A 25756-nucleotide genomic window follows, 5' to 3' on the forward strand; every position below is an offset into this window, starting at 1 on the left:
ACTTTTGTAGAATTATATCCACTCAAGTCTAATTATACATAATTTTATAAACATTATCTACTGTTTTAAAGATTTCTATCTACATAAAAATAATATTCACCATTATAAATATGTGCAGCATGCATATTTTTTTTATTTAAGCTATTTAAAGAAAAGTTCAAGCTTATTTATATCCATCTCTGTTTCAATACCATCTTTCATATTTCTAACTCTAACTTTTCCGCTTTTCACTTCATCTTCACCTATAACTACTATAAAAGGTATTTTCTGCTTCCCTGCATATTCAATACTTTTTCTTAGTTTTCTTTTATCCATCTCAATATCAGCTTGTATGTCTTTTCTTTTTAATCTTGTTAATAAGTTAAGTGACAGTGCCTCAGTTCCTATTGGTATGATATATACTTGTGCTGCTGGTGTCTCCATTTCAGTATACTTATTTTCTATGGCTGAATATATTACATCAAGACCAAAGGTTACTCCAACTGCCGGATATTCATTGCCATTATTCAAAAATGCGCCTATTATCTTGTCATACCTCCCACCGCCGCTTAAACTTGAGCTTATGCTTCCATCTGATAAAAATATCTCAAAAACTGTACCAGTATATATTTCAAGACCTCTTGCAAGACATGGTGAAAACCTGCAAATATCTTTTATACCTGCTGACTCCATAAAGTAAATAAGCTCATCAAGCTCATTTATTCCTTGCTTTATCAAATTATTAGGAGGATTATTTCGGAGTTCTTCTAGCAGTTTTTCCTCATTCATCATTATAATTGAAAATAACTTTGATATCTCTTCAGGGGTTAATCCTTTATTCAAAAGTTCATCTTTCACCCCTTTCTCTCCTAACTTCTCAAGTTTATCTAAACTTAATATTACAGTTCCTTCGAGCCGTTCGCTTATGTCTGTAGCTTTAATTATTCCTGACAGAAGTTTTCTATTGCTAAAAGAGATATAAATATCAAGTCCAAGCATTTTATATATGTCATTTGCCATAATCATAAGCTCTGCTTCTGCCATCATTGACTTTACTCCTACTACATCAACATCACATTGAATAAATTCCCTGCTCCTTCCAGCTTTTACAGGGCCATTTCGAAATACCTTTCCTAGCTCGTATCTTTTAAAAGGCATTCTCATATTAGAATTCATTCCTACAACTCTCGCAAAAGGAACTGTTAAATCATACCGTAACCCTAATTCTCGCTGTCCCTGATCTTTAAACTTATATACTTCTTTTAATATTTCATCACCACCTGCATACTTTGAAGCTAGAATATCATATCTACATATTATTGGTGTTTCAATGGGCTCATAGCCATAACTTTCAAATACCTGTTGAAGCTTTCTAATAATCTCATTTCTTAACTTTTGCTCATTTTTCAAAAAATCTCTCGTTCCTTTTAAGTTTTTTAATTCTACTGACATATAAATCTCTCCTTTTCACTTTAAAATAATTTATTTCAAAAAATAAAAGAACTCTGCAAGGTACTTATTAAATACCTGTAGAGTTCCATATAAACAGCACCACAGGTACAAGCACTAACAGCACTTGTACCTGTGAATTAAATTCAAGGCTTCAAGTGCTTCCTGTGATGGTGATGAAGTTTTTTACTTAAAAAGTAATTTATAAACATATGATCACCTCATAAATTTTGTTATATTTTAACATTACTATATACACAAATCAACAAAATTTCGTATTTTATTTATTCTCATTAACAGAACTTAATTTTCCAATCAAAAACATTGTTTTCATGCCCTTTGAAGTAAACTTTTCCTCATACTCGGTAACAATATTTTCTTTAAAATCACTGCTATGAAGATTATAGGTTAGATATTCAATACTAAAATCGCTTTCTTTAAAATATTCAATTGATTCTTCAAATAGTTCGGTATCATCAGTCTTAAACCAAATCTCTCCACCTGGTTTTAAGAACTTCTTATATTCCGTTAAAAATCTTGTATGAGTAAGTCTTCTCTTTTTATGCCTGTCCTTTGGCCAGGGATTGCAGAAATTTATATATATCCTTGAAATTTCATCTTCAACAAATATACCTTCAATGAGCTGTATATTTAATGGCACTATTCTAACATTAGAAACCTCCGCTTCTATAACGTTTTTTAAAGTGAATATAAGCACTTCATCCTTTAAATCTATAGCGACATAATTTATATTTGGATTTTGTTTAGCTTTTCCGCTGATAAATTTACCTCTTCCGCAGCCAAGCTCCAGATGAATTTCATTATTATTTTTAAATTCTTCGTTCCATCTTCCAAAGTTATCCTTTGGATTTGTTATAAATATAGTGCTGCTTTCAAGTTCTGGTCTTGCCCACCATTTTTTTCTTAATCTCATTTCTTCCTCCAATTTAAAATAGCTTCATCGTTTACTACATTATTGATTATATATAATTTTTCTAACTAAATCTATACAATAGAAAGAAATGCAGCTATGCACTGCACTTCTTTAAAAAATATCTGTTTTAAATTCTCCCAACAATATTAAAAATAAAAGAAAGTATATACCTTGAAGGTACACCTATTACATAATTTGCTAATGGACTAGCTAAAAATAAAACCATAATAATGAGCTGATATCTATATATAGTATCTGCAATATTATAAAAGAATTTAGGAAATAAATCTCTTAATATATGAAATCCATCAAAACCGGGTATAGGTATTAAATTTAGAACAAATAAAGTACAATTTATACTTGCTGAAAGTATGAATATTCTTGTGATAATCCATCTTAAATTTTCATTCATGCTCATACTTCCAGTAAATTTTATAAAAAGCGCTAAAAATACTGCTGAAATAAAAGCTAGTATTAAATTAGCAACAGGTCCGGCTAAAGAAACTTTCAAATCATCCTTGTAATACTTTTTGTAGGCACTAGGATTTGTTTGTACAGGCTTAGCCCATCCAAAGCCAATTATAAGTATCATTAGAAATCCTATTGGATCGATATGAACCAATGGATTTAATGAAAGTCTTCCTTGAAATCTAGGTGTTTTATCTCCAAGTTTATCTGCCACATAAGCATGAGCATATTCATGAAATGTAAATCCTGCCAGTATACCCGGCAGAAGAAGCAGTATTTGCAATATTTTATCTTGTAATGCTGTATAGGTCAAATTTATTCCTCCTTTTAGTCGGAAACACTGAGTAATTTATAACTCTCACTTCCGCTCGAAAATTACTCGTAAAAGTCAATTTAGGACTTTTACCTCCTTTTACTCGAAACACAGGGTAGTCTCAGACGCTCGTTCCACTTCGCAGACTACCCGTTGAAGTCCATTTAGGACTTCAACCTCCTTTTAGTCGGAAGCACTGAGCAATTAAAGATTACTCGCTTCCGCTCGCTAATTGCTCGTTAAAGTACAATTAAGACTTTTATCATCTATAATAGTAATAAGTTTATTTTATAATTTTTCCTGTAAATTGTATAGTCAAAATGTAAAATAAGAGCAAGGCCTACGCCTTACTCCTTAGAATTAAAGCTTATTTTGTAAAGTTTTCCGTCCGAAAGAGATATTGCACCATTTTCATACATTTGAATAAGCTTTCCTTTATAAGTTATTTCTTTGTTGCTCATGATATTAGTGATAGTACCCTTTAAGTTGTCATTTACATATATGTCACCATTACTAGATACAAATATATCTTTCTTATCTACCACATTCTTTAACTCTATACTTCTCCAAGTATCCATACTGTCTTTAACAAGTCCGTAATAAACTTTCTTTATCTTATTGTTTTCAACCGCACCTATATAAAGTTTATCTTCGTCATCTGTTCCAACTAAACAAGTGTTAGTAACTCCCTTTATAGTTATTGCCTTATTTATACCAGTAGTATAAACCTTATGATAAGTTAAGTCTTCATACGCGAGCCTTGCTTGATGCGGAAATGTATTTATATTGCCAACTGAGTTACTGTTTACTTTTAAACTGCTTATTTGAGCCATTCTATTCATTTCATAAAAACTGCTTCTACCATTTTTAATATTCTTATTAGAAATTTTTATATAGATAACTCCAGTAAGTCTTGACATTTCTAAATCATCAACATCTGATTGCTTGTCAGAAAGATTTATTAAAGTTGGCTTGCCGCTGTTATCGTTAGCAATATCTTTCTTTTTATTCTTTTCAGCATCATAATTAGAAAAGGTTATAGTTGATTGTTTTGATGTGGACTTTTTCTCAGCTATAAGTATATTATTGACATCTGGAAGCCACATATAGTAAGAGAATTTTTTATCACTATCAAACTCAACCTGCTTCTTATCTCCAGTTATAGTATTTACAACATATAATGTTTCATCTGAAAAATATGCAACATACTTTCCATCAGAAGAAATATTAATATTCTTTGCAGCTTCAGGTATATTTATTTCTATATCTTTATTTGCTATTACTTGTTTAGCAGGTTCTTCTACTTTCTTTATATCAACATTGGATTCAGTAACAAAATAAAATCTATCTAAATAAAAAAGAACCCCAGCTTGTAAAAATATAGATATTAAAATCCATACCCCTACTTTTTTAAACTTCTTCATGCTTCACTCTCCTTTACTTCTCAACATAAACTGATGTAGCTACAGTTCTCTCACCAAGTGGATCACTAGGCTCATTTATTACTTCACCTTCGTAATACATTGTAGAAGAAGAGCCTCCATCTAGGTTAACTGCATTCCATGCTCCTGCTTTATATAAAATTTGTTGTACGTCCTGAAGACTTGCCCCTAACTTTGTGCCTTGTCTTCCATCTATAACAAGCATCAAAATTGTTCCATCCTGTTTTTGTCCTATTGCAGTTCTTGGATTTGGTCCTGGATCTAAACCCTTTTGAAGCTTTCCATTAATTATCAAAGGAGGACCAAAACTTATTGCTTCTTTTACCCCAGCCTTCTTTAAATCAGAAAGACTCTTTTCTCCAACTATTAATAAACCATCCTTTGTTAAAGCCATTACACTACCTTTTGTATTCTCGCTTTGATCTTTATAAAGAACCTGTCCATTTGAAATAACAAGTCCAGTAGGATATCCACCGGTTCCAGCCCAAAGAGTTCCATCTGAAGACTTATCAGTAAAACCTCCTCCATTTATTGCTGCAACTGCATTATTCTCTTTAGCCATCTGACTTGTTCTTTCTCCCTCTTTTCCAAGCTTTTTAGTCATGGCAACCCTTACTCGAGACGGGTCCTTTATCTCCAACATATATCCATCGAATTTCTTTCCTGGAATATCATATCTAGTTATAGAACTATCGTGCTGGTTGGATATTTTAATGTCGCTTACATGCTGTTCTTCTGAACTTACATTTACCCAGCTGCCAGCATTTGATGTATCTCTTCCTAAAATCTGGTTTATCTTTTTATCTGATAAAAATATTGTAGCAAAATATTGATGTGTTCTTGTCTGCATTATAGCAGCTACCATGGATTTTTTTACATTTTCAAATGGTCCGTAGTATAACATAAACGGTCCTGTAAATGCAGTAAATATAACTTCAAATGCTATGAAAAATATAAACAATCTCCATGAAAACTTTTTTCTTTTAGTTTTTTTAGTATTTTTACTAATACTATCTCTATTTTGTGCCATTGTTCACCATCCCCTAATATAATTTAATATCTATATTTTTAAAACTCAGCTTTTATGTTAATTAAAATACAAACTCTATTCTACTATAAAACTATTATATTTTAAATAGTGTTTATAAGTATTTATTGTTAAAAGTATGCTTTTTATGAAACAATAAAGACATGCTAAAGCATGTCTTTATCATTATAACCTTCTTGATGACTCATATGCAAGCGGCGATCTCTCACACTCATCGTATTTAAGCGTTACTTGGCAGCAAAGTTCGCTGCCTTTCATTTTTTCTGCTGCGTAACACAATCCATTTGATCTGGAATCTAAGTATGCATGATCAATCTGATCTGGATCTCCAATTAATATAAGTTTAGTTCCTTCACCAACTCTTGTTATTATTGCTTTAATTTGCTTAGGTGAGAGATTTTGAGCCTCATCTATTATTACCCAATTTTTAACTATTGAACGACCTCTCAAAAATGCAACAGCTTCGGTAGTAATAATCTTTCTATCAAATAGCTCTCTTACTTTATCATCAAGCTCTTTTTCATCCTTATATCTTTCTTTTTCATCAGAATCTACAAGAATTTGCAAGTTATCAAATATCGGTCTCATGAATGGTGATATTTTCTCTTGCTCTGTTCCTGGTAGAAAACCTATTTCCTCATCCATAGTTACATTTGGCCTGCATACCAGTATTCTTCTGTATTGCCCTGTGTTCTCCTCCATTACCTTTTGGAGTCCTACAGCTAAAGAAAACAATGTCTTAGCAGTCCCAGCGGGACCTTTAACTATAACAAGGGGAACTTTATCAGCATCCATATAAAGAGCTTCAAGCATAAACTTTTGTCCTACATTTCTTGGCGATATTCCTAGCGGACTATTTTCTTTGAAAATCAGTGGTACTATTTCTTTTCCATCATATCTTGCTAAAGCAGTTTTCCTTTGATTTTCTATAGAATGAATAATTAAAAACTGATTAACAAAAAGTTCAGGCATCGAATACTGACCAGTATCAGAACAATAGTACATCAAATCTTCAGGTAACAAAACTCTCTTTTGATAAAATTCATCAAGCTTAACTGAAGAAGTGAAAACCTCAATTCTCCCTGTATATTGACTTTCATATTCAGGAACCATTTTTTCATAAAAATCTTCTGCATCTATATCAACCGTATCTGCTTTAATTCTCTCAAAAATGTCTTTAGTAACAAGACAAACATCTTCCCCCTGTTCCTGAAGTCCCTTGCATACTTGAATTATTCTATTATCAGGTTTATTTTTGTTCCACACCGGAGGTATTTCGGCACTTAAGTGATTCATTTCAACTCTAAGTTTACCTCCGCCCGGAAGCTCAATACCTTTATTTAATTTCCCCTGCTTTCTAAGTTTATCTATTATTCTTGCTGAGTGTCTTGCATTTGCCCCTAAATCACTTTTATCTTTTTTATAAGCATCTAATTCCTCTAACACTACCTCAGGTATAACCACATCATTTTCACCAAAGGAAAAAATAGCATTAGGTGAATAAAGAATAACATTAGTATCTAAAACATAAGTTCTTTTCAATATATAATCCCCTTTCTTTAAGCTTTATTGAAATGCGCATTTTTGTTTAGGCGGAGTATTGAGAAAAATCTTTATTACTACTATAATATGATTAAGTAAATAAAATGAGTAAAATAATTGTTAAAATAAATAAATTATAAACTTAAATTTAAAAAACCTTTTCTTTGACAATAAATAATTTTTATTATATAATATAATTAACTATATAGTAAGGATGGTGTATATGAATAACTTATCTGAAGTATTTAAAGAAAAAAAGCTTAAGTTGACTCCTCAGCGTATTGCAGTATATAAATATTTAAAATCAACAAAAGAACATCCATCTGCTGAAGTTATATATAAAGCTCTTCAGCCAGAATATCCTACAATGAGCCTTGCTACGGTATACAAAGCACTAAAAACTCTTGTAGAAGTAGGTTTAGTTCAAGAAATTAATGTTGGTGAAGGCAATTTCAGATACGATGGAATGGTTTGTCCACACTCTCACATTCAGTGTTTAAGCTGTGGAAGAGTTGATGACATTGCAGGTTTTTGCTTTAATGATTTAAATGATACCGTTAAGGGACAAACAGATTATGAGGTAATGACTAGTCAGGTATATTTTTATGGATTATGCAGAGACTGCAAAAACAACAAAAAAGATGAATAAATCAAAAGGATATGCCAGATTAAGTTTAAATCTAACATATCCTTTTTTTATTTATAAACCTCATTTACAATATCCTGCCATTCACTACCACTATATTTTCCACTTAGTATATTATCTACTTTTGAAGATATAGCGCCTCTGAATTTTTTAGGAAGGCTATAAATATAGGCTATATTATTATCACTTGAACTTAATAGATGTTTTTCTATACTGGCACCAATTCCTGATAACTTTTCATTACTCTTCTTGCTGCCAGTAACAAAACCTTTCTTCACAAGTTTCTCTTGCGTCTTTTCATCAAGTATAAATTTGACAAGTTTTCCTGCCTCTTCTGAATTTTTCCCATTGCTTGGAATAGACATTATACTGTTTATTATAACCGGAACTGTACCCTTTTGGTTATTTAATACTGAGTAATCCTCTACTATTCCAATCTTTCCGTCTTTTAGCTCATTATAATAATAAGAGGTACTTATAACTAAAGGTACTGATCCATTAGTAAGAGAAGTAAAGGTACTGTCATTGCCTAGTTCAAATAAACTTTTATTTATAGATAAGTATTTAACAGCTGCATTGATCCCATCAAAAATCCCCTGCATTTCCTTTTTATTTTTATACTCTTCTTTATTATCATAAATATTATCTAAGTCTGATACTTTAATTATATTACTAGCAGCAACTGTAGATAATGCAGTATTAATATCTAAATCCTCCCCCACTACTACAGGAATTTTTATGTTATTTGCGGTTAATTTTTTAATCACAGCTTCCATGTCTTTTATATTAGTAGGTTGAGATACACCTAGTTTATTTAATGCATCTGTATTATAAAAAATCTCCATAGTATAAGGAATCATCCCTAAACCATAATACTTTTCCCCCACTCTCCCGTAACTTGTAACAACTTTATAAAATTTATCTCCTATTTTATTTTTTTCATAATATTGCCCCATATCACTAATAAGTCCTTTTCTAGCTAATTCCATCATTGTATTTCTATTTGTTATTATTACATCAGCTTCTGTGCCTTTACTTATATCTTCTTCAATACTTCCATCAGTTCCTAGTACATCATTGACTTTAAGATTTGACTTTGGATTTTCTTTCTTATACTCTTCGGTTAAAAACTTAATTATATTTAGAGAATTTTTATCTTTAATATCTACATATACATTTAACGACTTTTCCTTGCTTTCTCCAGAACTACTTTTCTTTTGGCAGCCATTTGAGGTTATACAAAGAAAAATAACCAGTATAAGCGAAATTGATTTATTTATTCTCAACTTACAACTCACCTGCCCCTCCTGTTTTAAATTGTTTTAAGTATTTTATTAATCTTATTTATTCTTTCTCTATCTTCTTTTAATAATTTTTCAATATCTGGTTGTATACTTTCGCTAAACTCTGATAAATATTTTTCAGTGTACTTTGCAGCCATTAACTCTCCTTTATGAACCTCCTTTAACACAGCTTTTGGATCACTTTTAAACATTAACTTTACGGAGGTCATAAGTTCTGCCATTTTCCCCTGAAATCCTATTTCGCTGCCTATTTCTATATCTCTATGCTTCATTATATTTTCAAGTCTTGTTTTATGCCTTATATGTTCACTCTGAAAACTCTCAACTTCTTTTTTATATTTTCCTTCTGGAAGCTTTTTAATATACTTTTCATATATGTTTATCCCCATATTTTCACCCCTGAGCATTTTAGTCAAATACATTTCATCATTATTCATACAAATACCTCCTCGTATTTCTTATAAACCTATAAATTTATTTTGTGTAGAATAATTAAATATATAATTCTTTCATATAATTAAATGGAGGTGATTTATATGAAATTAAGGGTAATATTTCTAAAGAAAAAACATATTTATTATGCAGTTTTAACATCAATCATTTTAATCCTATTAATAATCCTTCTTCTAACCAAAAAGACTACTCCAACCTTTAATACACTTGTTGCCAATAATAAGTTGGTACAAGCTGATTTAAATGGTGACGGCAAAAGAGACATTCTTTATATTAAGACAGAAAAGGATAAATATTATATGGAAGTGAACACAGGAGAAAAAAGCCTTTATCTAGAACCAGACAAAAAGCTTCCTACCTCAGGAACTTACGATGAATTTAATCCACTTAAGGTTACTTTAATGGATATAACTAGAGATAAGACACCAGAAATTTTTATACAATCTGCTCAAAAGGAAACACCTGTACAACATGTATTTCTTTGGAACAATGGTGGATTTCAAGATATTTTCTGCAGCTCAAATAGCATTATCGGCTTTGCAGATGTAAGTAATAATAAAACTCCCAAGTTTTTATCTGGTAAATTAACCGCAAATAAAATTGAAATTGCTACATATATGTACATGCATGATAAGAAAAAATTAGAAAATGTAGTATTCAACTATAAGGATAATTTTATGGGAAGAGATAGTATATTTTCACTTATCAAATATATTGAAGCTCTTCCAGGAAGCGAAGGGAATAAACCTTCTAATATATTTTATCCTGGTTTAAGCGGTCAGGATATATCAGTTATTGGCAAGCTTTCAGGAGAAAATAATACATACATATTCCAAAATTGTGTTTTTAAAGATAATAAATCTGATAAAAATGGTGAAATTTCAGAAATTATTTGGACACTAAACTTTAAGGCCGTATCTAATATATCAAAGGATAAGATTAAAAATTACGCTTTAAACGTAACCTTAAAACCTCAAGGAAAAGCTGATGAAAATAATTATTATAAAGTTAATTCAATAAATTTAGAGCAATAAGATATTTTTTAAATAAAAACAAAAGGGACCGTGGTTAGCGGTCCCAAGGGGGATGGGGGGTTCTAGCATTAAATGAAAGCGTAATGCTTTCATTATATGCTTTGGAGATTTAATCTCCAATTTACATTATTAATATTGACCATTATTAGTAGTTTTATACACCATTTTTAAAATTTTTAATCAATCATATTGATTAATCATATAAAACACTAAGCTTATGGATTTCATGCTTGATTTCTTCTCTTAGCAGCAGAGGTTCAATAACCTCTGCTGCTGAACCAAAACCCATCACCCAATTTTTTATTTCAGATAACTCATCTAGAAAGAAGCTTAACATTAAGCTTCCATCCTCCATCTCCTGAACTTCTTGGCTGGCATGCCATTTAGTACGACTTATAAAACTTTTTAAGCTTTCACTAAACTTAATTTTCACTTCTATATTATTACCATAAAAAACACCAAAATAATCCTTAATAAAATTACCCAGAGAAAAATCTGCCGGCTTTATAAATACTAGATTGGTTATTTTTATTTTGCTAATCAGTCTTACATAAAAGCTCTTAACAACACTTGTATTATGCTCATATCCTATCAAGTGCCATTCACCCATTCTATATATAACTGTATATGGATCAACCTTTGCCTTTACCAGGCTATCCTTTGCTGCAGTTAGATATTCTATTTCAACAGCCCGTCCTTTTTCAATGCTTAGAAGTATATTGTAAAATTTATCATCTATACTATCTAGATTTTCCATTATTCCATTGCTTAATTTTTTGTCTATCTTAAGCCGAGAAACATTTTTAACTTTACCTACTGCACTTTTCAAAGTATCCTCATACGCAAATCCATTTTCTTTTGTTAAAATTTTTTCTGCTAAAAGCAAAGACTCTAACTCTTCAATTGTAAGCCTAGGACTTTTCATAAAAAAACCTTCTTCAAGATAAATCCCCCCATTCCTACCCTTACGAGTTTGAATCGGTATATTTGCTTCTATCAAATTATCTATATACCTATATACTGTTTTCTTATCAACTCCTAGAATTTCAGATAGTTCTAAAGCTGTAACAAAGCTTTTATACTGAAGCGTAATTAAAATTTCAGCCAGATGTGATAACTTAGACATTTTATTTCTCCTTGTATTTATGCCTTAGAATATATTTATTATTATTATCGTAATATTTTAAAGATTTTTCACACTTAAATTATGGAATATATGTAATTTCAATATAATATAATAAATTGTAAAAGCCTAAATGGAGGAAGTACTATGTTTAATGAAAAAGAAAAAAACCTTAATAAAATTGAAACTCTTATAGGAGAAAAATGTTCAATTATTGGATCTTTAAGAGGAGAGGGATTAATGAAAATTGACGGCTCTGTAGAAGGTGATATATTTTGGCAGGATGATGTAATTATAGGTGTATCCTCTTATTGCAAAAGCAATGTTTCCTGTCAAAATGCTTTTATAAATGGCAAGGTAGAAGGTAATGTTATATGTGAAAATTCACTAACCTTAGAACCGTATGGGAAAATTACTGGTGATATAACCGTGAAAAATTTAATTGTAAAAGAAGGAGGCTCCTTTGACGGAAAATGCACTATGATTGCTTCTAGAAATGCAGAGGAATTAATAGAATAAAAATTAGGGAAACCCTCAGGCTTCCCTTTCTCTTTTTTATCTTATTAATTAGCTATCTTTTGCATGGATTGCAGCAGGATAAGAAGAATAGAGCAATGATGAATAGTATGCTATTGTCTGATCCGAATAATCCGTTGTAGTTTCCAACTCCTTCAACAGCATTTGCTCCGTATAAACCGTGACCATGCTTATTGAACTGAAGAATTATAAGAATTAATACAACTAGAGTTGGGAAGCTGCAGCAGCAATTGTCGCGTTCCTTGCAACATGGCTTTTCATCATAACAGCATTCATGTCCGTGCTTTTTACTCATATGAAACCCCCCTTTCTTGGGCAATGGTTTAATGTAATCTATTCTTTATCTTTAGCTTTTAAACAAAGGAAGTATTTTGAAACAGCTTATTTCTGTTGTATATTGGGATATATGGAGTCTGCTGTTTCTTGGGCGTTGCCTTCTTTTGTTTATAATATATACTATTCATTAGATTAAATTTGGTGCTAAGCTGCTCTTATGTTTTTTATAAGCAATTCATATGTTTTTATTTATATAATCCATAGATGGAAATTTAATCATCTACGGCTATATACCTACTTTTTTACAATTCTGCTTATATTATAGATTTGAATCATAGTATCTATAAGTTTTGATTTATCTGCATCAACTAAAGGTCTTATAGCATTAAGAAGTTCTAATCTCTTGTCGCTGGAAATTGGCTGTTCAACATTAGGTGAATTATTTCCACTCATTCCTTGAAGCATTGAAGTTACCTGGTTTAAATCTACATTATTTAAAAGTCCAGAAAGCTGGTTAGGATTTATATTATTTAATAAGCTACCCATCTGACTCATATCAAAGTTACCTAAGTCAAAATTATTCATTCCATTATTATCCTGCTGCCTATTATGTTTTCTATTATGCTTGCTCATATATTCACCCCCTAAATGTTAAATATGTTCTAAAAGTAGCAAGTTCTTTTAGACTTATGTTAAAGAGGGCTGCAGTGAGCCCTCCAAGCTTAATCTATCTTCTGCAAGGGTTGCAGCAGGAAAGGAAAAACAATGCAATTATGAACAGGATACTGTTGTCAATTGAACCATATCCACCCAAGAATGTTGGTGCTATTGGTGCAGGTGCTCCGCACTCATCTCCGCCAGTTACAACTGGTGAAACCACACCATAACCGCCTTTTCTATTGAACTGAAGTATAATCAGTATCAATATAATAAGGGTTGGAAAATCACAGCAGCAGTTTCCTAATCCTAAAAATGTACCTTTGTTTTCACAGCAGTTATTCTCTTGTTTGCAGCAATAACTTTTTTTACTCATAAAATATATCCTCCTTTTTCATTAAGGGCTTTCCTTAAGCCCAGGCTATTTATTTTCCATCTTTAGCTAATTAACATGCATTTGGATCATCTGTATCGACATTGATAATATTAGTGTTTGCCCCTCCTATGCCGTCATTGAATAGGAAAAATATAGCGAATATGATTAGTATGAACCACCAATTTTCACCAAAGAATATATTAGTATTACCATCGTCATGATGGTGATGATGATGGTGATGATGGTGCTTTCTACGGCTATCACATCCACCTCCCCAGTTACCAAAGAAGCCATTGTTGCCATTTAGGCAGAAGATAACGATAATGACTAGTACCCATATCCAAATATTGTTGTTTCGTCTTCCACCTATACCTACGGCATCAATTTGCCTTGTAACTGCTATTTCGTTTAGTGCACTGCCCATACTACTTCCTCCCTTCCAGAAGATTCATCTTTCTTTTGTTTTCTACTATATACTATTCTCATAATTACTTTTTGACACAAAAAAAATAAGCTAAGCTTATTAATTTTAAGCTTAACTTATTTTTTGCATTAGCATAGCAACAGTAGATACTGTATTAAAAATCAAGTGATTGAATACTGCATACCAATATCCCTTTTTCTCTATAAGATAACAGTTAATGAGTCCTATAGTTATAAGTACTGGAAAAACTCTGATATTAAAATGCACCATTGAAAATAGAATACTTGAAAGTATGGCAGAAAAGCAAATCCCTATTCGCGGTTTAAATATCTTTTCAAATAAAAGCCACCTAAAAGTAAATTCCTCTACTATGGGTGCAAATATAACCATTACAGGTATCATATATACAAATTTATTTATAGAAGTATCCATTAATTGCCTGACTATTTCTTGTTCCTTAAGGTTTGATTTACTAAGAGATATAATCAAAGCAACAATAATATTCACAGCTATGGTTAAACCATAAGATTCTGCTGCATATTTTAGCCCCTTGAATATATTAAAACTTTTAAGACTAAAATTATATCTGTAGTAATCTTTGCTTAAATCTGTATAGTAACTATCATTACTATTATAAATGCCATATGTGTCATTTACTCTTATATATCTGATATTAATTAAAACTAATATAAATGGCAAAATATTTTGCGTGTATACTGCAAGGATAATATATAATACACTTATTATAAAAAGCAATATTTTATTTATATTTCTCCTTAATGAATATTTTAAAAAGAAAAGCAGCGGAGGTATATATAAGAATATAAATACTAAAATATTCTGTAAGCTTTTAGTCATGTTAGCCCCTTCCCCAAAATCAATATTACATTATGCTATATGAATAATACATCCAGCAGTTCTTCTTTACCTTCTTTAGATAATGAAGAGAAAAACATTATTTTTTCATCTTTGGAAAGTTCCAATGTATCTCTAATAAGTTTTTCATTTTTAGATATTTCACTTTTTTTGAGTTTATCTTTTTTTGTTGCAACGACTATAACTTCATATCCATAATGTTTTATCCACTTATACATCAATATGTCGTCCTCGGTTGGTTTATGCCTGCTGTCTACTAATAGCACAATTCTTTTAAGTTGAGGCCTTTTAAATAAATAAGGTTCTATTATTTTTCCCCAGCTTTGTCTTTCTGTTTTTGAAACCTTAGCATAACCATAACCTGGCAAATCAACTAAATAGAACGTATTATTTATAAGAAAGAAGTTTATAAGTCTTGTTTTACCTGGGGTAGAACTAACCTTTGCTAAACTTTTTCTATTTGTAAGACTATTAATAATCGAGGATTTCCCAACATTTGAGCGCCCTACAAAGGCAAATTCCATCCTCTCATCCTTTGGATATTGATTTGGACTTACAGCAGAAGTTATAAACTCTGATTGTTTTATCTCCATTTTATTCCTCACTTATTAGTGCATTTGTCAGCACATCATCTATTTTGTCAGCTAATATAAATTTAAGTTTGCTTTTAATACTCTTTGGAATTTTTAGCATGTCCTTCTCATTGTCCTTAGGAATAATAACCGTATCAATTCCAGCTCTAAACGCTGCAAGAGACTTTTCCTTTAATCCTCCTATTGGAAGTACTCTTCCTGTTAATGTAATTTCACCAGTCATAGCCACATTATGTCTTACCTTTTTATTGCTTAAAACTGATATCATAGCAGTAATCATAGTTACTCCAGCAGATGGACCATCCTTAGGAACAGCTCCTTCAGGAGCGTGAATATGAATATCTTTATCTTTATAAAAATCAGGCGATATGCCATATTTTGAAGCATTAGCTCTTACATAACTAAAACCAGCCCTTGCCGATTCTTTCATAACATCACCAAGCTGCCCTGTAAGCTCAAGCTTTCCATTTCCAGGCATAACAGTAACTTCCACAGGCAATGTATCTCCTCCATAACCCGTCCAAGCCATCCCCATTACTACTCCAAGCTTATCTTCCTTATCTGTTTTATCGTAAGTGTATATAACTGGCCCTAAATATTTCTTTATATGATTTGTGGTTATATTAATAGACTTCTTGTCTTTTTCCACCATTTCAGCTATTGTTTTTCTAATAACAGCAGCAAGCTTTCTTTCTAAAGATCTTACTCCTGATTCTCTTGTGTAATTTTCAATAACATTATAAATCGCACTGTCAGCAAAGGTTATAGATTGTTCTTCAATGTTATGCTCTTTTAACTGCTTTGGTATTAAATGATTTTTAGCAATATGAAACTTTTCTTCATAGGTATATCCTGATACTTCTATAACTTCCATCCTGTCAAGTAAAGGTCTTGGTATAGTATCCAGACTATTTGCTGTAGTTATAAACAGTACCTTTGATAAATCAAAATCCAATTCAAGGTAATGATCTCTAAAAGTACTATTCTGCTCTGCATCAAGAACCTCTAGAAGAGCATCTGCAGGATCACCTCTAAAATCATTGCTCATTTTATCAATTTCATCAAGAAGGAATAATGGGTTCCTGGTTTTTGCCTGCTTCATTCCGTATATTACTCTGCCAGGTATTGCACCTACATAAGTTTTTCTGTGACCTCTTATTTCAGCTTCGTCTCTAACTCCGCCTAAAGACATTCTAACAAAATTTCTATTTAAAGCATTAGCTATAGAACGAGCTATAGAGGTTTTCCCTACGCCTGGAGGTCCTACTAGGCATAATATAGGTCCTTTTAAGGAATTACTCATCTTCCTTACAGCTAGGTATTCAATAATTCTATCTTTTACATCTTCTAAACCATAATGCTCTTTTTCAAGAACTTCTCTTGCACGCTTCACATCTAAATTATCATCTGTTTCTGCATTCCATGGAAGTTCTAGCATCCAATCTAAATAAGTTCTTATAACTCCGCCCTCAGCAGAATAGGAACCGCTGTTTTTTAGTCTGTCTAACTCATATAGAGCCTTCTCTTTTACAGATTTGGGAAGCTTAGCTTTATTAATTTTATTCTTATATTTATTTATTTCTTTTTTATCCTCATCATCTTCACCTAATTCTTCTTGAATAGCTTTCAACTGCTCGCGAAGATAATATTCTCTTTGAACCTTATCTATATTCTTCTTTACTTTGACTCCTATTTTTCTCTCGATTTTTAAAATATCAAGTTCATTATTCAAAATATAAATAAGTTTTTCAAGTCTTTCCTCTGCATCATAAGCTTCTAAAAGTTCCTGCTTTTTATCACCTTTAAGCATCAAATATGAACTTATAATATCAGCAAGCCTTCCCGGACTTTCTAAATCATCCATTGAGATAAGAAGTTCTGAAGTCATATTGCCTGACATATTTATATACTCATCAAAAATATCTTTAGCTTTACGCATTAAAGCTTCACACTTTTTATCGCTGCTGTACTCTACCTCAACTAAAGGCTCAACTTCCCCTCTATAGAAAGGTTCGTCTTGAATATATTTAATTATTCTCGCCCTAGATATACCCTCTACAAGAACGCGTACAGTATTACCAGGAAGTTTTAAAATCTGTTTTATAGTACAGATTGTACCAATTGAATATATCTCTTCTACCTTAGGTTCCTCAATTTTTGCATCCTTTTGAGAAACTAAAAAGATTTCCTGTTCATTTAACATAGCCTCTTCTAATGCAAGAATAGATTTTTCTCTGCCTACATCAAAGTGCATTACCATGTAAGGAAATATTGTAATCCCTCTTAAGGGAATTAGAGGAAGATTTTTATTGTCTTGTTCCATTTTTCTCCCCTCACTTTAAATAATATTTTACAGCCAAGTATCCTCTAAGAATACTTGGCTAGACTTAATATATTATAACCATAAAATAGTTTATTTTCAATTATTATAAATTATTTTTGTTTTATATTTTTAACTAAGAGATTTAGCAGACAAAATACTGCTGCTGGTATCGATTGTAACTGTACCATTGTTTGTTTCTTCTTTTAATAATGCCTCTTTTAATACTTCGTCTATATGATTTACAGGTATGACCTTTGCTTCCTCAATATTAGCAAAGCTGTCCTGCCAATTATCCTTCGGTATAATTATTTTTTTTGCTCCAGCTTTAACTGCAGCTGAGATTTTTGCATTTACGCCGCCAATGGGCTTAACGTTTCCGTAAAGAGATATTTCTCCGGTCATTGCTACTTCATTATCTATTAATAGTCCCATTATAGCACTATATATAGCTGTAGTTATACTGATTCCTGCAGATGGTCCATCTACTGGTGATCCTCCTGGAAAATTGACATGTATATCATATTTATCACAATTTAGATTATATACGTTCTCTAATACAGTAATAACATTTTCAACAGAACATCTTGCCATACTTTTTCTAACCATCTTTCTATTGAAACTGGTTATCTCTTCCTCTTCAACTATACCCGTTATTTTGAGATGTCCTTTTCTAAGTTTGCTTTTTTGAGCACTAGCTTCAATTTCCATCACAGCACCCATATTTGCGCCATATACGGCCAAGCCATTAACAAAACCAATTTGTGGTTTATCATTTACTTTATTATCTGGTCTAGGAGAATATTGTCCATTCTCAATAACCCATTCAACGTCATCAACAGTTATTTCAGTTCTGTTGTCATTTGTTGATATACCGCAGGCAAGCTGAATTAAGTTTACAGCTTCTCTTCCATTAGTAGCATATTTTCCTACAAGTTCTAACGCTTTTTCTTCTATTTTCAATTCAAGCTTATCTAAGCAGTTCTTAGCTATCTTTTTAATTTCTTCTGGGAGTAATCCTCTGAAAAATATTTCAACACACCTAGACCTTAATGCTGGAACTATTTCCTCAGGGCTTCTTGTTGTGGCACCAATAAGCCTAAAGTCTGCTGGAAGCCCATTATCAAATATATCTTTAATATAAAGAGGCATGTTATTATCTTCAGCATTGTAGTAAGCACTATCTAAAAATACTTTTCTATCTTCTAATACCTTTAAAAGTTTATTCATTTCTATAGGATGAAGTTCTCCTATTTCATCAATAAATAGAACTCCTCCATGAGCTTTAGTAACAGCACCTGGTTTTGGCTGAGGCACCCCTGCTATTCCTAGAGGTCCTGCTCCCTGATAAATAGGATCATGTACAGAGCCTATTAAAGGGTCTGCTATTCCTCTATCATCAAACCTGACAGTAGTTGCATCAATCTCAACAAACTTTGCATTAGTTTTAAATGGAGAATTAGCTCTTTTTTTAGCATCCTCTAATACAAGCCTTGCAGCTGCTGTTTTACCTATACCTGGAGGTCCATAAATAATAACATGCTGCGGATTTGGACCGCAAAGAGCTGCTTGCAGAGCTTTAATTCCTTTCTCCTGCCCAATAACCTGCTCAAAGTCTGTTGGTCTGCTCTTTTCTGTAAGCGGTTCTGTTAGCTTTATGCTACGTAAACTTTTTAGCTTATCCATTTCTTTTTTATTTTCTTTATCAATTACTACTTTAGTTGAGGTCTGACCTTTTAAAGCATTAAAAAAATACAACCCCATAATAACCGTAACTAAAAGTTCAATGAAAATCAAAAAATTTGTCATAATTTTACCCAGCCTAATACCTATATAAATGTATTAAACTAGAAACCTCCCTTCCAAATCACCTTATTAGTAAATTTATCCTTCTGTATTATTTACATCTTTCAAGCAATATATTCCATTAAAATTTATTTTATTATTGAATTGGAAGAAAGTAAAAAAGAGCAGATTTCTCTGCTCTTATGCTGATTCAATTCCTTTTTTGTTTCTACCTTTTTTAGCTATTTTAATTGGAGTTCTTTTTCCATCTTCAGCTAATATAAGTTCTGGTTTTTTATCTTTAACAGTAGCTTCGTTGACAACCACCTTGGAGATTTCTTCCTTAGTAGGTATATCAAACATTATATCTCTCATTATGTCTTCAATTATGGCTCTAAGCCCTCTTGCACCAGTATTTCTCTTAATAGCCTCATCTGCAATGGCTAGCAAAGCCTCTTCATTAAATTCAAGCTCAACGTTATCCATCTCTAAAAGTCTCTTATATTGTTTAACCAGAGCATTTTTTGGTTCTGTTAGAATACTCATAAGAGCATTCTTATCAAGAGCTTCTAAGGTTACAACAATAGGCAGTCTGCCTACAAACTCAGGAATTAATCCAAACTTTAATAAATCTCCAGGCATTATATCCTTAAGAAGTTTTCCTATATCTTTTTCTTTTTTAGACTGTATTTCTGCACCAAAGCCTAAAGCACTTTGTCTGGTTCTTCTTTCAATTAGTTTCTCAACACCATCAAAAGCTCCACCGCAAATAAATAGTATGTTAGTAGTATTTATTTGTATAAACTCTTGGTGTGGATGCTTTCTTCCGCCTTGAGGAGGTACAGAAGCAACTGTCCCTTCAAGAATCTTTAATAGTGCTTGCTGAACTCCTTCACCAGAAACATCTCTAGTTATGGATGGATTCTCAGACTTCCTAGCTATTTTATCAATCTCATCTATATATATGATACCTTTTTCAGCTCTCTCAATATCATAATCTGCATTTTGAATAAGCTTTAAAAGAATATTTTCAACATCTTCACCAACATAACCAGCTTCTGTAAGTGTTGTAGCATCTGCAATAGCAAAAGGTACATTCAAAAGCTTAGCTAAAGTCTGGGCAAGTAATGTCTTACCAGATCCTGTTGGACCAAGCAGTAAAATATTACTCTTTTGTAATTCTACATCTTCAAAATCATTATTTGAATTTATTCTCTTATAATGATTGTATACAGCTACTGCAAGTGCTTTTTTTGCATCATCCTGACCTACAACATATTGATCAAGATAAGTTTTTATCTCCATAGGTTTTGGCAGCGAACCAGTATCAACCTGAATATTTTCATCAAACTCATCAGTGATTATTTCTGAACACAGTTCGATGCACTCGTCACATATATAAACTCCAGGACCAGCAATAAGTCTTCTAACTTGATCTTGATTCTTACCGCAAAAAGAACACTTTAATTGTTTTTTTTCTTCATTTTTTGCCATCATTACACCTCGCTGGGTTATTTCTTCTTAGTTATAACCTCGTCAATTAAGCCATACTTCATTGCTTCTTCTGCAGTCATAAAATTGTCACGTTCTGTGTCTTTTTCAACCTTTTCTAATGGCTGACCAGTTCTCTCTGAAAGAATTGTATTTAAGTTCTTCTTTATCTTAAGAATTCTATCTGCATGTATACCTATATCAGTAGCCTGACCTTGGAAGCCACCTAATGGCTGATGTATCATGATTTCACTGTTTGGAAGCGCATATCTCTTTCCCTTTGCGCCAGCTGCTAATAAAAATGCTCCCATTGAAGCAGCCATTCCTATACAAATTGTAGAAACATCTGGTTTAATATACTGCATAGTATCATAAATTGCCATACCTGATGTAATAGATCCTCCTGGACTGTTTATGTATAGATATATGTCCTTATCTGGATCTTCACCTTCTAAAAATAAAAGCTGAGCAACTACTAAACTAGCGGTAACATCATTTACCTCTTCACTAAGTAATATTATTCTGTCCTTTAATAATCTAGAATAAATATCGTAAGATCTTTCTCCCCTATTAGTCTGTTCAACTACTACTGGAACTAAACTCATAAAATCTCCTCCTATTTGCATTATTTATAAAATTAATTGCCAGAATTAAATCTGGCAACTAATTACCCTTTTATATTATGCTGTAGCTTTGCTGCTATCTACTAATAATTTTATTACTTTTTCGTTAACAATATCTAATTTTATATAGTCTTTTTGAACTTGAAGAAGTAACTCAGCAGTCTTTTCTATTTCTTTTTCTCCATACTGCTTAGCTAGTTCCAAAGCTTTTTCTTTTAGCTCTTCTTCTGTTGCTTCAACATTTTCAAGCTTTGAAATTTTATCAAGAACTAATTCTGTCTTTACTCTCTTTTCAGCACTTTCTTTCATGAATTCTCTAACTTTTTCTTCACTGCTGTTTGTGTATTCATAGTATGTTTGAAGATCAAGTCCTTGATATTTTAATCTCATTTCGAGATCTTTTACCATATTATCTATTTCTTTGTTTACCATAACTTCTGGTATCTCTGCTTTAGCATTCTCGCATACAGCATCTATAACAGCTTCTTCATATTCTCTCTTTGCTCTTGTATCATTTGCTTCTTGCATTTTCTTTCTTGTATCAGCTTTCAACTCTTCTAAAGTGTCAAATTCTGAAACTTCTTGAGCAAATTCATCATCGATTGCTGGAAGCTCTTTAACTTTAATTTCCTTAACTGTAACTTCAAAAACTGCAGGCTTTCCGTTTAACTCTTCTCTTCCATACTGCTCTGGGAAATTAACATTTACATTCTTATTTTCTCCTATTTGCATTCCAACTAATTGGTCTTCAAAAGTATCTATAAATGTTCCTGAACCTATTTCAAGAGAATAATCTTTTCCTTCTCCGCCTTCAAAAGCAATTCCATCAACAAAGCCTTTAAAATCAATTACTGCTATGTTACCTTTTTCAACTGTTCCTTCTGTCTTGGATTCAACTCTTGCATTTTTCTCTTGTAATGACTTTAATTGTGCTTCAACTTCTTCGTCTGATACATTATACTCAACTTTTTTAACTTCTACACCTTTGTATTCTCCAAGTTCTACTTCTGGATATAGTGTAACTTCAGCGGTGTATATAAATTGTTGATTTTCTCCAATTTGAACTATATCAATTTTAGGATAATCAACTGGTCTTAAATTGTTTTCCTTTATTGCTTCTGGATATGTATCATCACAACAGAAATTTATAGCATCTTCAAAGAAAACACCTTCTCCATAATATCTTTTAATCATATTTATTGGAGCTTTACCCTTTCTAAATCCAGGAAGATTGAATTTCTTCGAATTTTTAGCATAAGATTTCTTTAATGCTTCATTAAACTTTTCAACCTCAACAGTTACTTCAAGTTTAACAATATTCTGTTCTATTTTTTCCATTTTAACGTTCATTATACTATTCCTCCTCAGGTTCATGCGTATTAACCACAATATTATAGCATATCAACCTGTAAATTTTCAAACATAATTGATTATTTTTCTCGTATTAATAATTATATACCAAACAGACTAAAGTTTACAAGTAATATTTAATTAAAGAAGCTTTAACAAAAAATCCTTTGACTCACAGATTTCGTTATAATATGTATAATTTTCCCTATACACCTCTATTATAGCCATTCCATCATATTCCATACTATTAAGCAGTGAAATAATTTTTTCATAATCAACTTCGCCTTTGCCGGGCAGAAGACATATATGTTCTTTGTCTCTATCGTTAACATGAAAATTTATAATATTTTTTCCCATAGCCTCTATGTATTTTTCAGGCTCTATAGAGGCTTTATAAGCTTGTTTAATATCTAAAGTATAATAAACAGGATATTTACATTCTTCATTTAGTAGCTTTATAAACTCCAAATTGCTGGATATGCACCATGAAACATTTTCCTGGGCCAGCTTAATTCCCTGTTCTAAGCTTATATATGACAACTCATCATAAACCTCAATTATAAATTTTCTATCTATAGTATTAATATCCGCAAATCTCATTCCATGAAAAGTATAACATGAAGCTCCTAAGAGCTTTGCTGCCTTACAAAGCTTCTTATAATAAACAAGCATATCTTCTCTTCTTCTCTTATATTTGTCAAAAATAAACGGTTCATATTGGGAAGAGCAGCAATGAATAGAGGATATATTAAAATTATACTTGCTTTTTTCTTCTAGTAATTTATATATAAAATCTTCCTCATATTCACTAGGAGTATTTAAGAATATTTCACCACTGTTAAACCCTATATCAGTCATGAGTTTTATACTGTCTTCAGTATTTACCTCAGGATAAAAACTCGCTGAGGAAAGTCCAATCTTCATATAATTCTCCTTTAATTCTCTTATTCTGATACGCTTATAGAACTGCCTTTCATTTTAATATAAACTACTGAACTATCATCAAGAGTTACTTCTAAACCTTTATCTTCAATATTTCCAAATTTAATATTCTCTCCGCTGATACTATATTTGTTTATATGTCTTTTATCTTCTATATTTGTAACCCATAAAAACTTTTTTGTTACTTTGCTTGATATATATGGAAGCTGTGAAAGATATGCTATATTGTTTTCATCAATAAATTTTGGAGAAGTACACCATACATATTGAGGTATCTTTTCAAGCACTCCTTCTTTAGTATTCGATTTATAGCTCTTGTTAGTTATATCCTGCTGTTGTCCATTTATATCGATATATATTAAGCTTTGAGCTTTAGTATCTAGTATAACTATTGCATTGCCTGATGGATTCACACTAAAGTTAATTTTTGCATCAAGAGGTGTTACGTACTTAAATTTGTTAGATCCGTCTTTATTTTCATAAATTGCTTTAATCTTTGTACCATCACTTAAATTAACTTCATACCCCTTCTCCTCAACAGGCTTTGGAGCGGCTTCTGAATTATTTTGATTATCATTTTGTTTTTTATCTTCTTCTTTAACAATTTTCTTATCTGTTTCTAATTCATTTTTATTTGTTTTTTTAATAAAACCTGTAAGACCTACACTTTTGTTTTTTAATGTATCTTTCAAGCTTCCACTTGCAAGGAAAATGCCTAAAGAAGCTATTATTACCACAATAACTGCTGCAACTGCTTTCTTTCTTCTTTTCATTCTTTTTTCATATTCTCTACTGAATATGCTCGGCTTTACCATTCTAAAACCCCTCCTTAAGTTTTAATAAGCTGAATTTAATAGTATTCCATTATTTATTATACCTCAACAGAAACTAAAATAATAAAATTATTTATATAAATTAAATTTTGCATAATAATATTTTCTTCCTCTTAAATATTTTAAGTAATTTCATAGTATATTTTCAACCTATAATTCAAAATTAATTAAATTTTAACAGTATAATGTGACTTAGATCATAGAAATATATAATTAAATGCAATAATATATATAATATTTAAAATAAATTTATTGGAGTGTGATTTTAATGAGTGCATTTTTAGGTCCTATTCATCACTGGCTGTTTAATAAAATAAGTATCCATGAGGAGCTTGAAAAAAGATTAATAGAACTATATAAAAATAAGTATGGAACAGAAATTGATGAAATAGTTAATAACTCCGTTAAGTATTACGGAGAACCTTTAAGAAATAAACCTTTGGAAGATCAAATTGACCTAACTAATATTCACCAGTGGCTTAATACAACTATAGGAAAAACAGAAACAAGGCTTGCATACATATTAGCTGAAGTATTTAGAAGACATAGAGGTGAGGCCTTTAAGATAGCTCTAGAAGAATATACGAATCAAGGAAGAGAATGCGGAGAAAAAGCAAGAAATAATGCTGTAGTAAAGACACCTTCAGATATTTATCAGGCAATTAATGACTATATGCTTGAGGGTATGCCTTGCGATAGAGTAAATTTCATAATTGAAAACAGCGATGATAAATTAGTATGGAAAACTACAGAATGTCTTCATCGCAATTATTGGAAGGAAGCAGGTGCTGACATAGATAAATTGTATAAATTAAGATTTAGCTGGCTTTCAGCATTTGCTTCAGGGGCTAATCAGGATTTTGAATATATCAATAAACCAGGAGACAATAGAGACTCTTTATTTATTCACGAAATTGTTAAGAAAAGCTCTAAATAAG

Annotated in this window: 26 protein-coding genes; 4 read left to right on the forward strand and 22 right to left on the reverse strand. The window is 31.5% G+C overall.

Annotation, left to right across the window (positions count from 1 at the left end; translation table 11 throughout):
- Nucleotides 1-141 precede the first annotated feature (141 nt).
- The 6 genes from JK636_RS08065 to JK636_RS08090 all read right to left on the reverse strand — a co-directional run bounded on the left by JK636_RS08065 (nucleotide 142) and on the right by JK636_RS08090 (nucleotide 7175).
- On the reverse strand, nucleotides 142-1431 hold the full coding sequence (locus JK636_RS08065; RefSeq protein WP_202748311.1) for a histidine--tRNA ligase: 1290 nt from the start codon (nucleotides 1429-1431) through the stop codon (nucleotides 142-144).
- A gap of 277 nt (nucleotides 1432-1708) precedes the next feature.
- Complete coding sequence (trmB, locus tag JK636_RS08070) at nucleotides 1709-2362, reverse strand: tRNA (guanosine(46)-N7)-methyltransferase TrmB (RefSeq protein WP_202748312.1); 654 nt, start codon at nucleotides 2360-2362, stop codon at nucleotides 1709-1711.
- Between the two features lie 127 nt (nucleotides 2363-2489).
- Nucleotides 2490-3143 carry a site-2 protease family protein gene (locus tag JK636_RS08075; protein WP_202748313.1) on the reverse strand — a complete coding sequence of 218 codons (654 nt, stop codon included), beginning with the start codon at nucleotides 3141-3143 and terminating at the stop codon, nucleotides 2490-2492.
- A 347-nt stretch (nucleotides 3144-3490) separates the two neighbouring features.
- Nucleotides 3491-4567 (reverse strand): hypothetical protein, encoded by a 1077-nt coding sequence (locus JK636_RS08080; protein ID WP_202748314.1) that lies wholly within the window; start codon nucleotides 4565-4567, stop codon nucleotides 3491-3493.
- Nucleotides 4568-4580: 13 nt separating this feature from the next.
- Nucleotides 4581-5615 carry a phosphodiester glycosidase family protein gene (locus tag JK636_RS08085; RefSeq protein WP_202748315.1) on the reverse strand — a complete coding sequence of 345 codons (1035 nt, stop codon included), beginning with the start codon at nucleotides 5613-5615 and terminating at the stop codon, nucleotides 4581-4583.
- Between the two features lie 183 nt (nucleotides 5616-5798).
- Nucleotides 5799-7175 carry a PhoH family protein gene (locus JK636_RS08090; RefSeq protein ID WP_202748316.1) on the reverse strand — a complete coding sequence of 459 codons (1377 nt, stop codon included), beginning with the start codon at nucleotides 7173-7175 and terminating at the stop codon, nucleotides 5799-5801.
- Between the two features lie 223 nt (nucleotides 7176-7398).
- On the opposite strand from JK636_RS08090, the gene perR reads away from it, so the two are divergent.
- Complete coding sequence (gene perR / locus JK636_RS08095; protein WP_202748317.1) at nucleotides 7399-7824, forward strand: transcriptional regulator PerR; 426 nt, start codon at nucleotides 7399-7401, stop codon at nucleotides 7822-7824.
- 47 nt (nucleotides 7825-7871) lie between these two features.
- On the opposite strand, the gene JK636_RS08100 is transcribed toward perR, so the two are convergent.
- Nucleotides 7872-9119: an extracellular solute-binding protein gene (locus tag JK636_RS08100; RefSeq protein WP_202748318.1), complete on the reverse strand. Its 1248-nt coding sequence runs from the start codon at nucleotides 9117-9119 to the stop codon at nucleotides 7872-7874.
- 14 nt (nucleotides 9120-9133) lie between these two features.
- A complete protein-coding gene (locus JK636_RS08105; protein ID WP_202748319.1) occupies nucleotides 9134-9562 on the reverse strand; it encodes a ferritin-like domain-containing protein in 429 nt (142 codons plus the stop codon).
- Nucleotides 9563-9661: 99 nt separating this feature from the next.
- Between JK636_RS08105 and JK636_RS08110 the strand changes: the two genes are divergently transcribed.
- On the forward strand, nucleotides 9662-10612 hold the full coding sequence (locus tag JK636_RS08110; RefSeq protein WP_202748320.1) for an FG-GAP repeat domain-containing protein: 951 nt from the start codon (nucleotides 9662-9664) through the stop codon (nucleotides 10610-10612).
- Between the two features lie 193 nt (nucleotides 10613-10805).
- On the opposite strand, the gene JK636_RS08115 is transcribed toward JK636_RS08110, so the two are convergent.
- Nucleotides 10806-11738, reverse strand: a complete 933-nt coding sequence (locus tag JK636_RS08115) for a helix-turn-helix transcriptional regulator (RefSeq protein ID WP_202748321.1) — start codon at nucleotides 11736-11738, stop codon at nucleotides 10806-10808.
- Between the two features lie 144 nt (nucleotides 11739-11882).
- Between JK636_RS08115 and JK636_RS08120 the strand changes: the two genes are divergently transcribed.
- The gene (locus tag JK636_RS08120) at nucleotides 11883-12254 is read left to right on the forward strand and encodes a bactofilin family protein (RefSeq protein ID WP_202748322.1); all 372 of its coding nucleotides are present in this window, start codon (nucleotides 11883-11885) and stop codon (nucleotides 12252-12254) included.
- Nucleotides 12255-12306: 52 nt separating this feature from the next.
- On the opposite strand, the gene JK636_RS08125 is transcribed toward JK636_RS08120, so the two are convergent.
- The 13 genes from JK636_RS08125 to JK636_RS08185 form a co-directional block, all read right to left on the reverse strand.
- A complete protein-coding gene (locus JK636_RS08125; protein ID WP_202748821.1) occupies nucleotides 12307-12567 on the reverse strand; it encodes a hypothetical protein in 261 nt (86 codons plus the stop codon).
- Nucleotides 12568-12842: 275 nt separating this feature from the next.
- Nucleotides 12843-13181: a hypothetical protein gene (locus JK636_RS08130; RefSeq protein ID WP_202748323.1), complete on the reverse strand. Its 339-nt coding sequence runs from the start codon at nucleotides 13179-13181 to the stop codon at nucleotides 12843-12845.
- Nucleotides 13182-13275: 94 nt separating this feature from the next.
- Entirely contained in the window at nucleotides 13276-13581 is a 306-nt protein-coding gene (locus JK636_RS08135; protein WP_202748324.1) for a hypothetical protein, read from the reverse strand.
- 70 nt (nucleotides 13582-13651) lie between these two features.
- Nucleotides 13652-14005 carry a hypothetical protein gene (locus tag JK636_RS08140; RefSeq protein ID WP_202748325.1) on the reverse strand — a complete coding sequence of 118 codons (354 nt, stop codon included), beginning with the start codon at nucleotides 14003-14005 and terminating at the stop codon, nucleotides 13652-13654.
- A gap of 111 nt (nucleotides 14006-14116) precedes the next feature.
- Nucleotides 14117-14863 (reverse strand): CPBP family intramembrane glutamic endopeptidase, encoded by a 747-nt coding sequence (locus JK636_RS08145; RefSeq protein ID WP_202748326.1) that lies wholly within the window; start codon nucleotides 14861-14863, stop codon nucleotides 14117-14119.
- A gap of 35 nt (nucleotides 14864-14898) precedes the next feature.
- Nucleotides 14899-15474 (reverse strand): ribosome biogenesis GTP-binding protein YihA/YsxC, encoded by a 576-nt coding sequence (gene yihA, locus JK636_RS08150; RefSeq protein ID WP_202748327.1) that lies wholly within the window; start codon nucleotides 15472-15474, stop codon nucleotides 14899-14901.
- 1 nt (nucleotide 15475) lies between these two features.
- Complete coding sequence (gene lon, locus JK636_RS08155) at nucleotides 15476-17797, reverse strand: endopeptidase La (protein WP_202748328.1); 2322 nt, start codon at nucleotides 17795-17797, stop codon at nucleotides 15476-15478.
- Between the two features lie 129 nt (nucleotides 17798-17926).
- The gene (lonB, locus tag JK636_RS08160; protein ID WP_202748329.1) at nucleotides 17927-19603 is read right to left on the reverse strand and encodes an ATP-dependent protease LonB; all 1677 of its coding nucleotides are present in this window, start codon (nucleotides 19601-19603) and stop codon (nucleotides 17927-17929) included.
- 177 nt (nucleotides 19604-19780) lie between these two features.
- Nucleotides 19781-21073: an ATP-dependent Clp protease ATP-binding subunit ClpX gene (clpX, locus tag JK636_RS08165; protein ID WP_202748330.1), complete on the reverse strand. Its 1293-nt coding sequence runs from the start codon at nucleotides 21071-21073 to the stop codon at nucleotides 19781-19783.
- Nucleotides 21074-21090: 17 nt separating this feature from the next.
- Entirely contained in the window at nucleotides 21091-21675 is a 585-nt protein-coding gene (clpP, locus tag JK636_RS08170; RefSeq protein WP_202748331.1) for an ATP-dependent Clp endopeptidase proteolytic subunit ClpP, read from the reverse strand.
- Between the two features lie 75 nt (nucleotides 21676-21750).
- A complete protein-coding gene (gene tig, locus JK636_RS08175; protein ID WP_202748332.1) occupies nucleotides 21751-23043 on the reverse strand; it encodes a trigger factor in 1293 nt (430 codons plus the stop codon).
- A gap of 141 nt (nucleotides 23044-23184) precedes the next feature.
- Complete coding sequence (locus JK636_RS08180; RefSeq protein ID WP_202748333.1) at nucleotides 23185-23967, reverse strand: sugar phosphate isomerase/epimerase family protein; 783 nt, start codon at nucleotides 23965-23967, stop codon at nucleotides 23185-23187.
- Between the two features lie 20 nt (nucleotides 23968-23987).
- A complete protein-coding gene (locus JK636_RS08185) occupies nucleotides 23988-24800 on the reverse strand; it encodes a hypothetical protein (protein WP_202748334.1) in 813 nt (270 codons plus the stop codon).
- A 286-nt stretch (nucleotides 24801-25086) separates the two neighbouring features.
- Between JK636_RS08185 and JK636_RS08190 the strand changes: the two genes are divergently transcribed.
- Nucleotides 25087-25755 (forward strand): hypothetical protein, encoded by a 669-nt coding sequence (locus JK636_RS08190; RefSeq protein ID WP_202748335.1) that lies wholly within the window; start codon nucleotides 25087-25089, stop codon nucleotides 25753-25755.
- The last annotated feature ends 1 nt before the right edge of the window (nucleotide 25756 follow it).

Origin of the sequence: Clostridium rhizosphaerae, assembly GCF_016765585.1 — a bacterium.
Classification (GTDB): Bacteria; Bacillota; Clostridia; order Clostridiales; family Clostridiaceae; genus Clostridium_AT; species Clostridium_AT rhizosphaerae.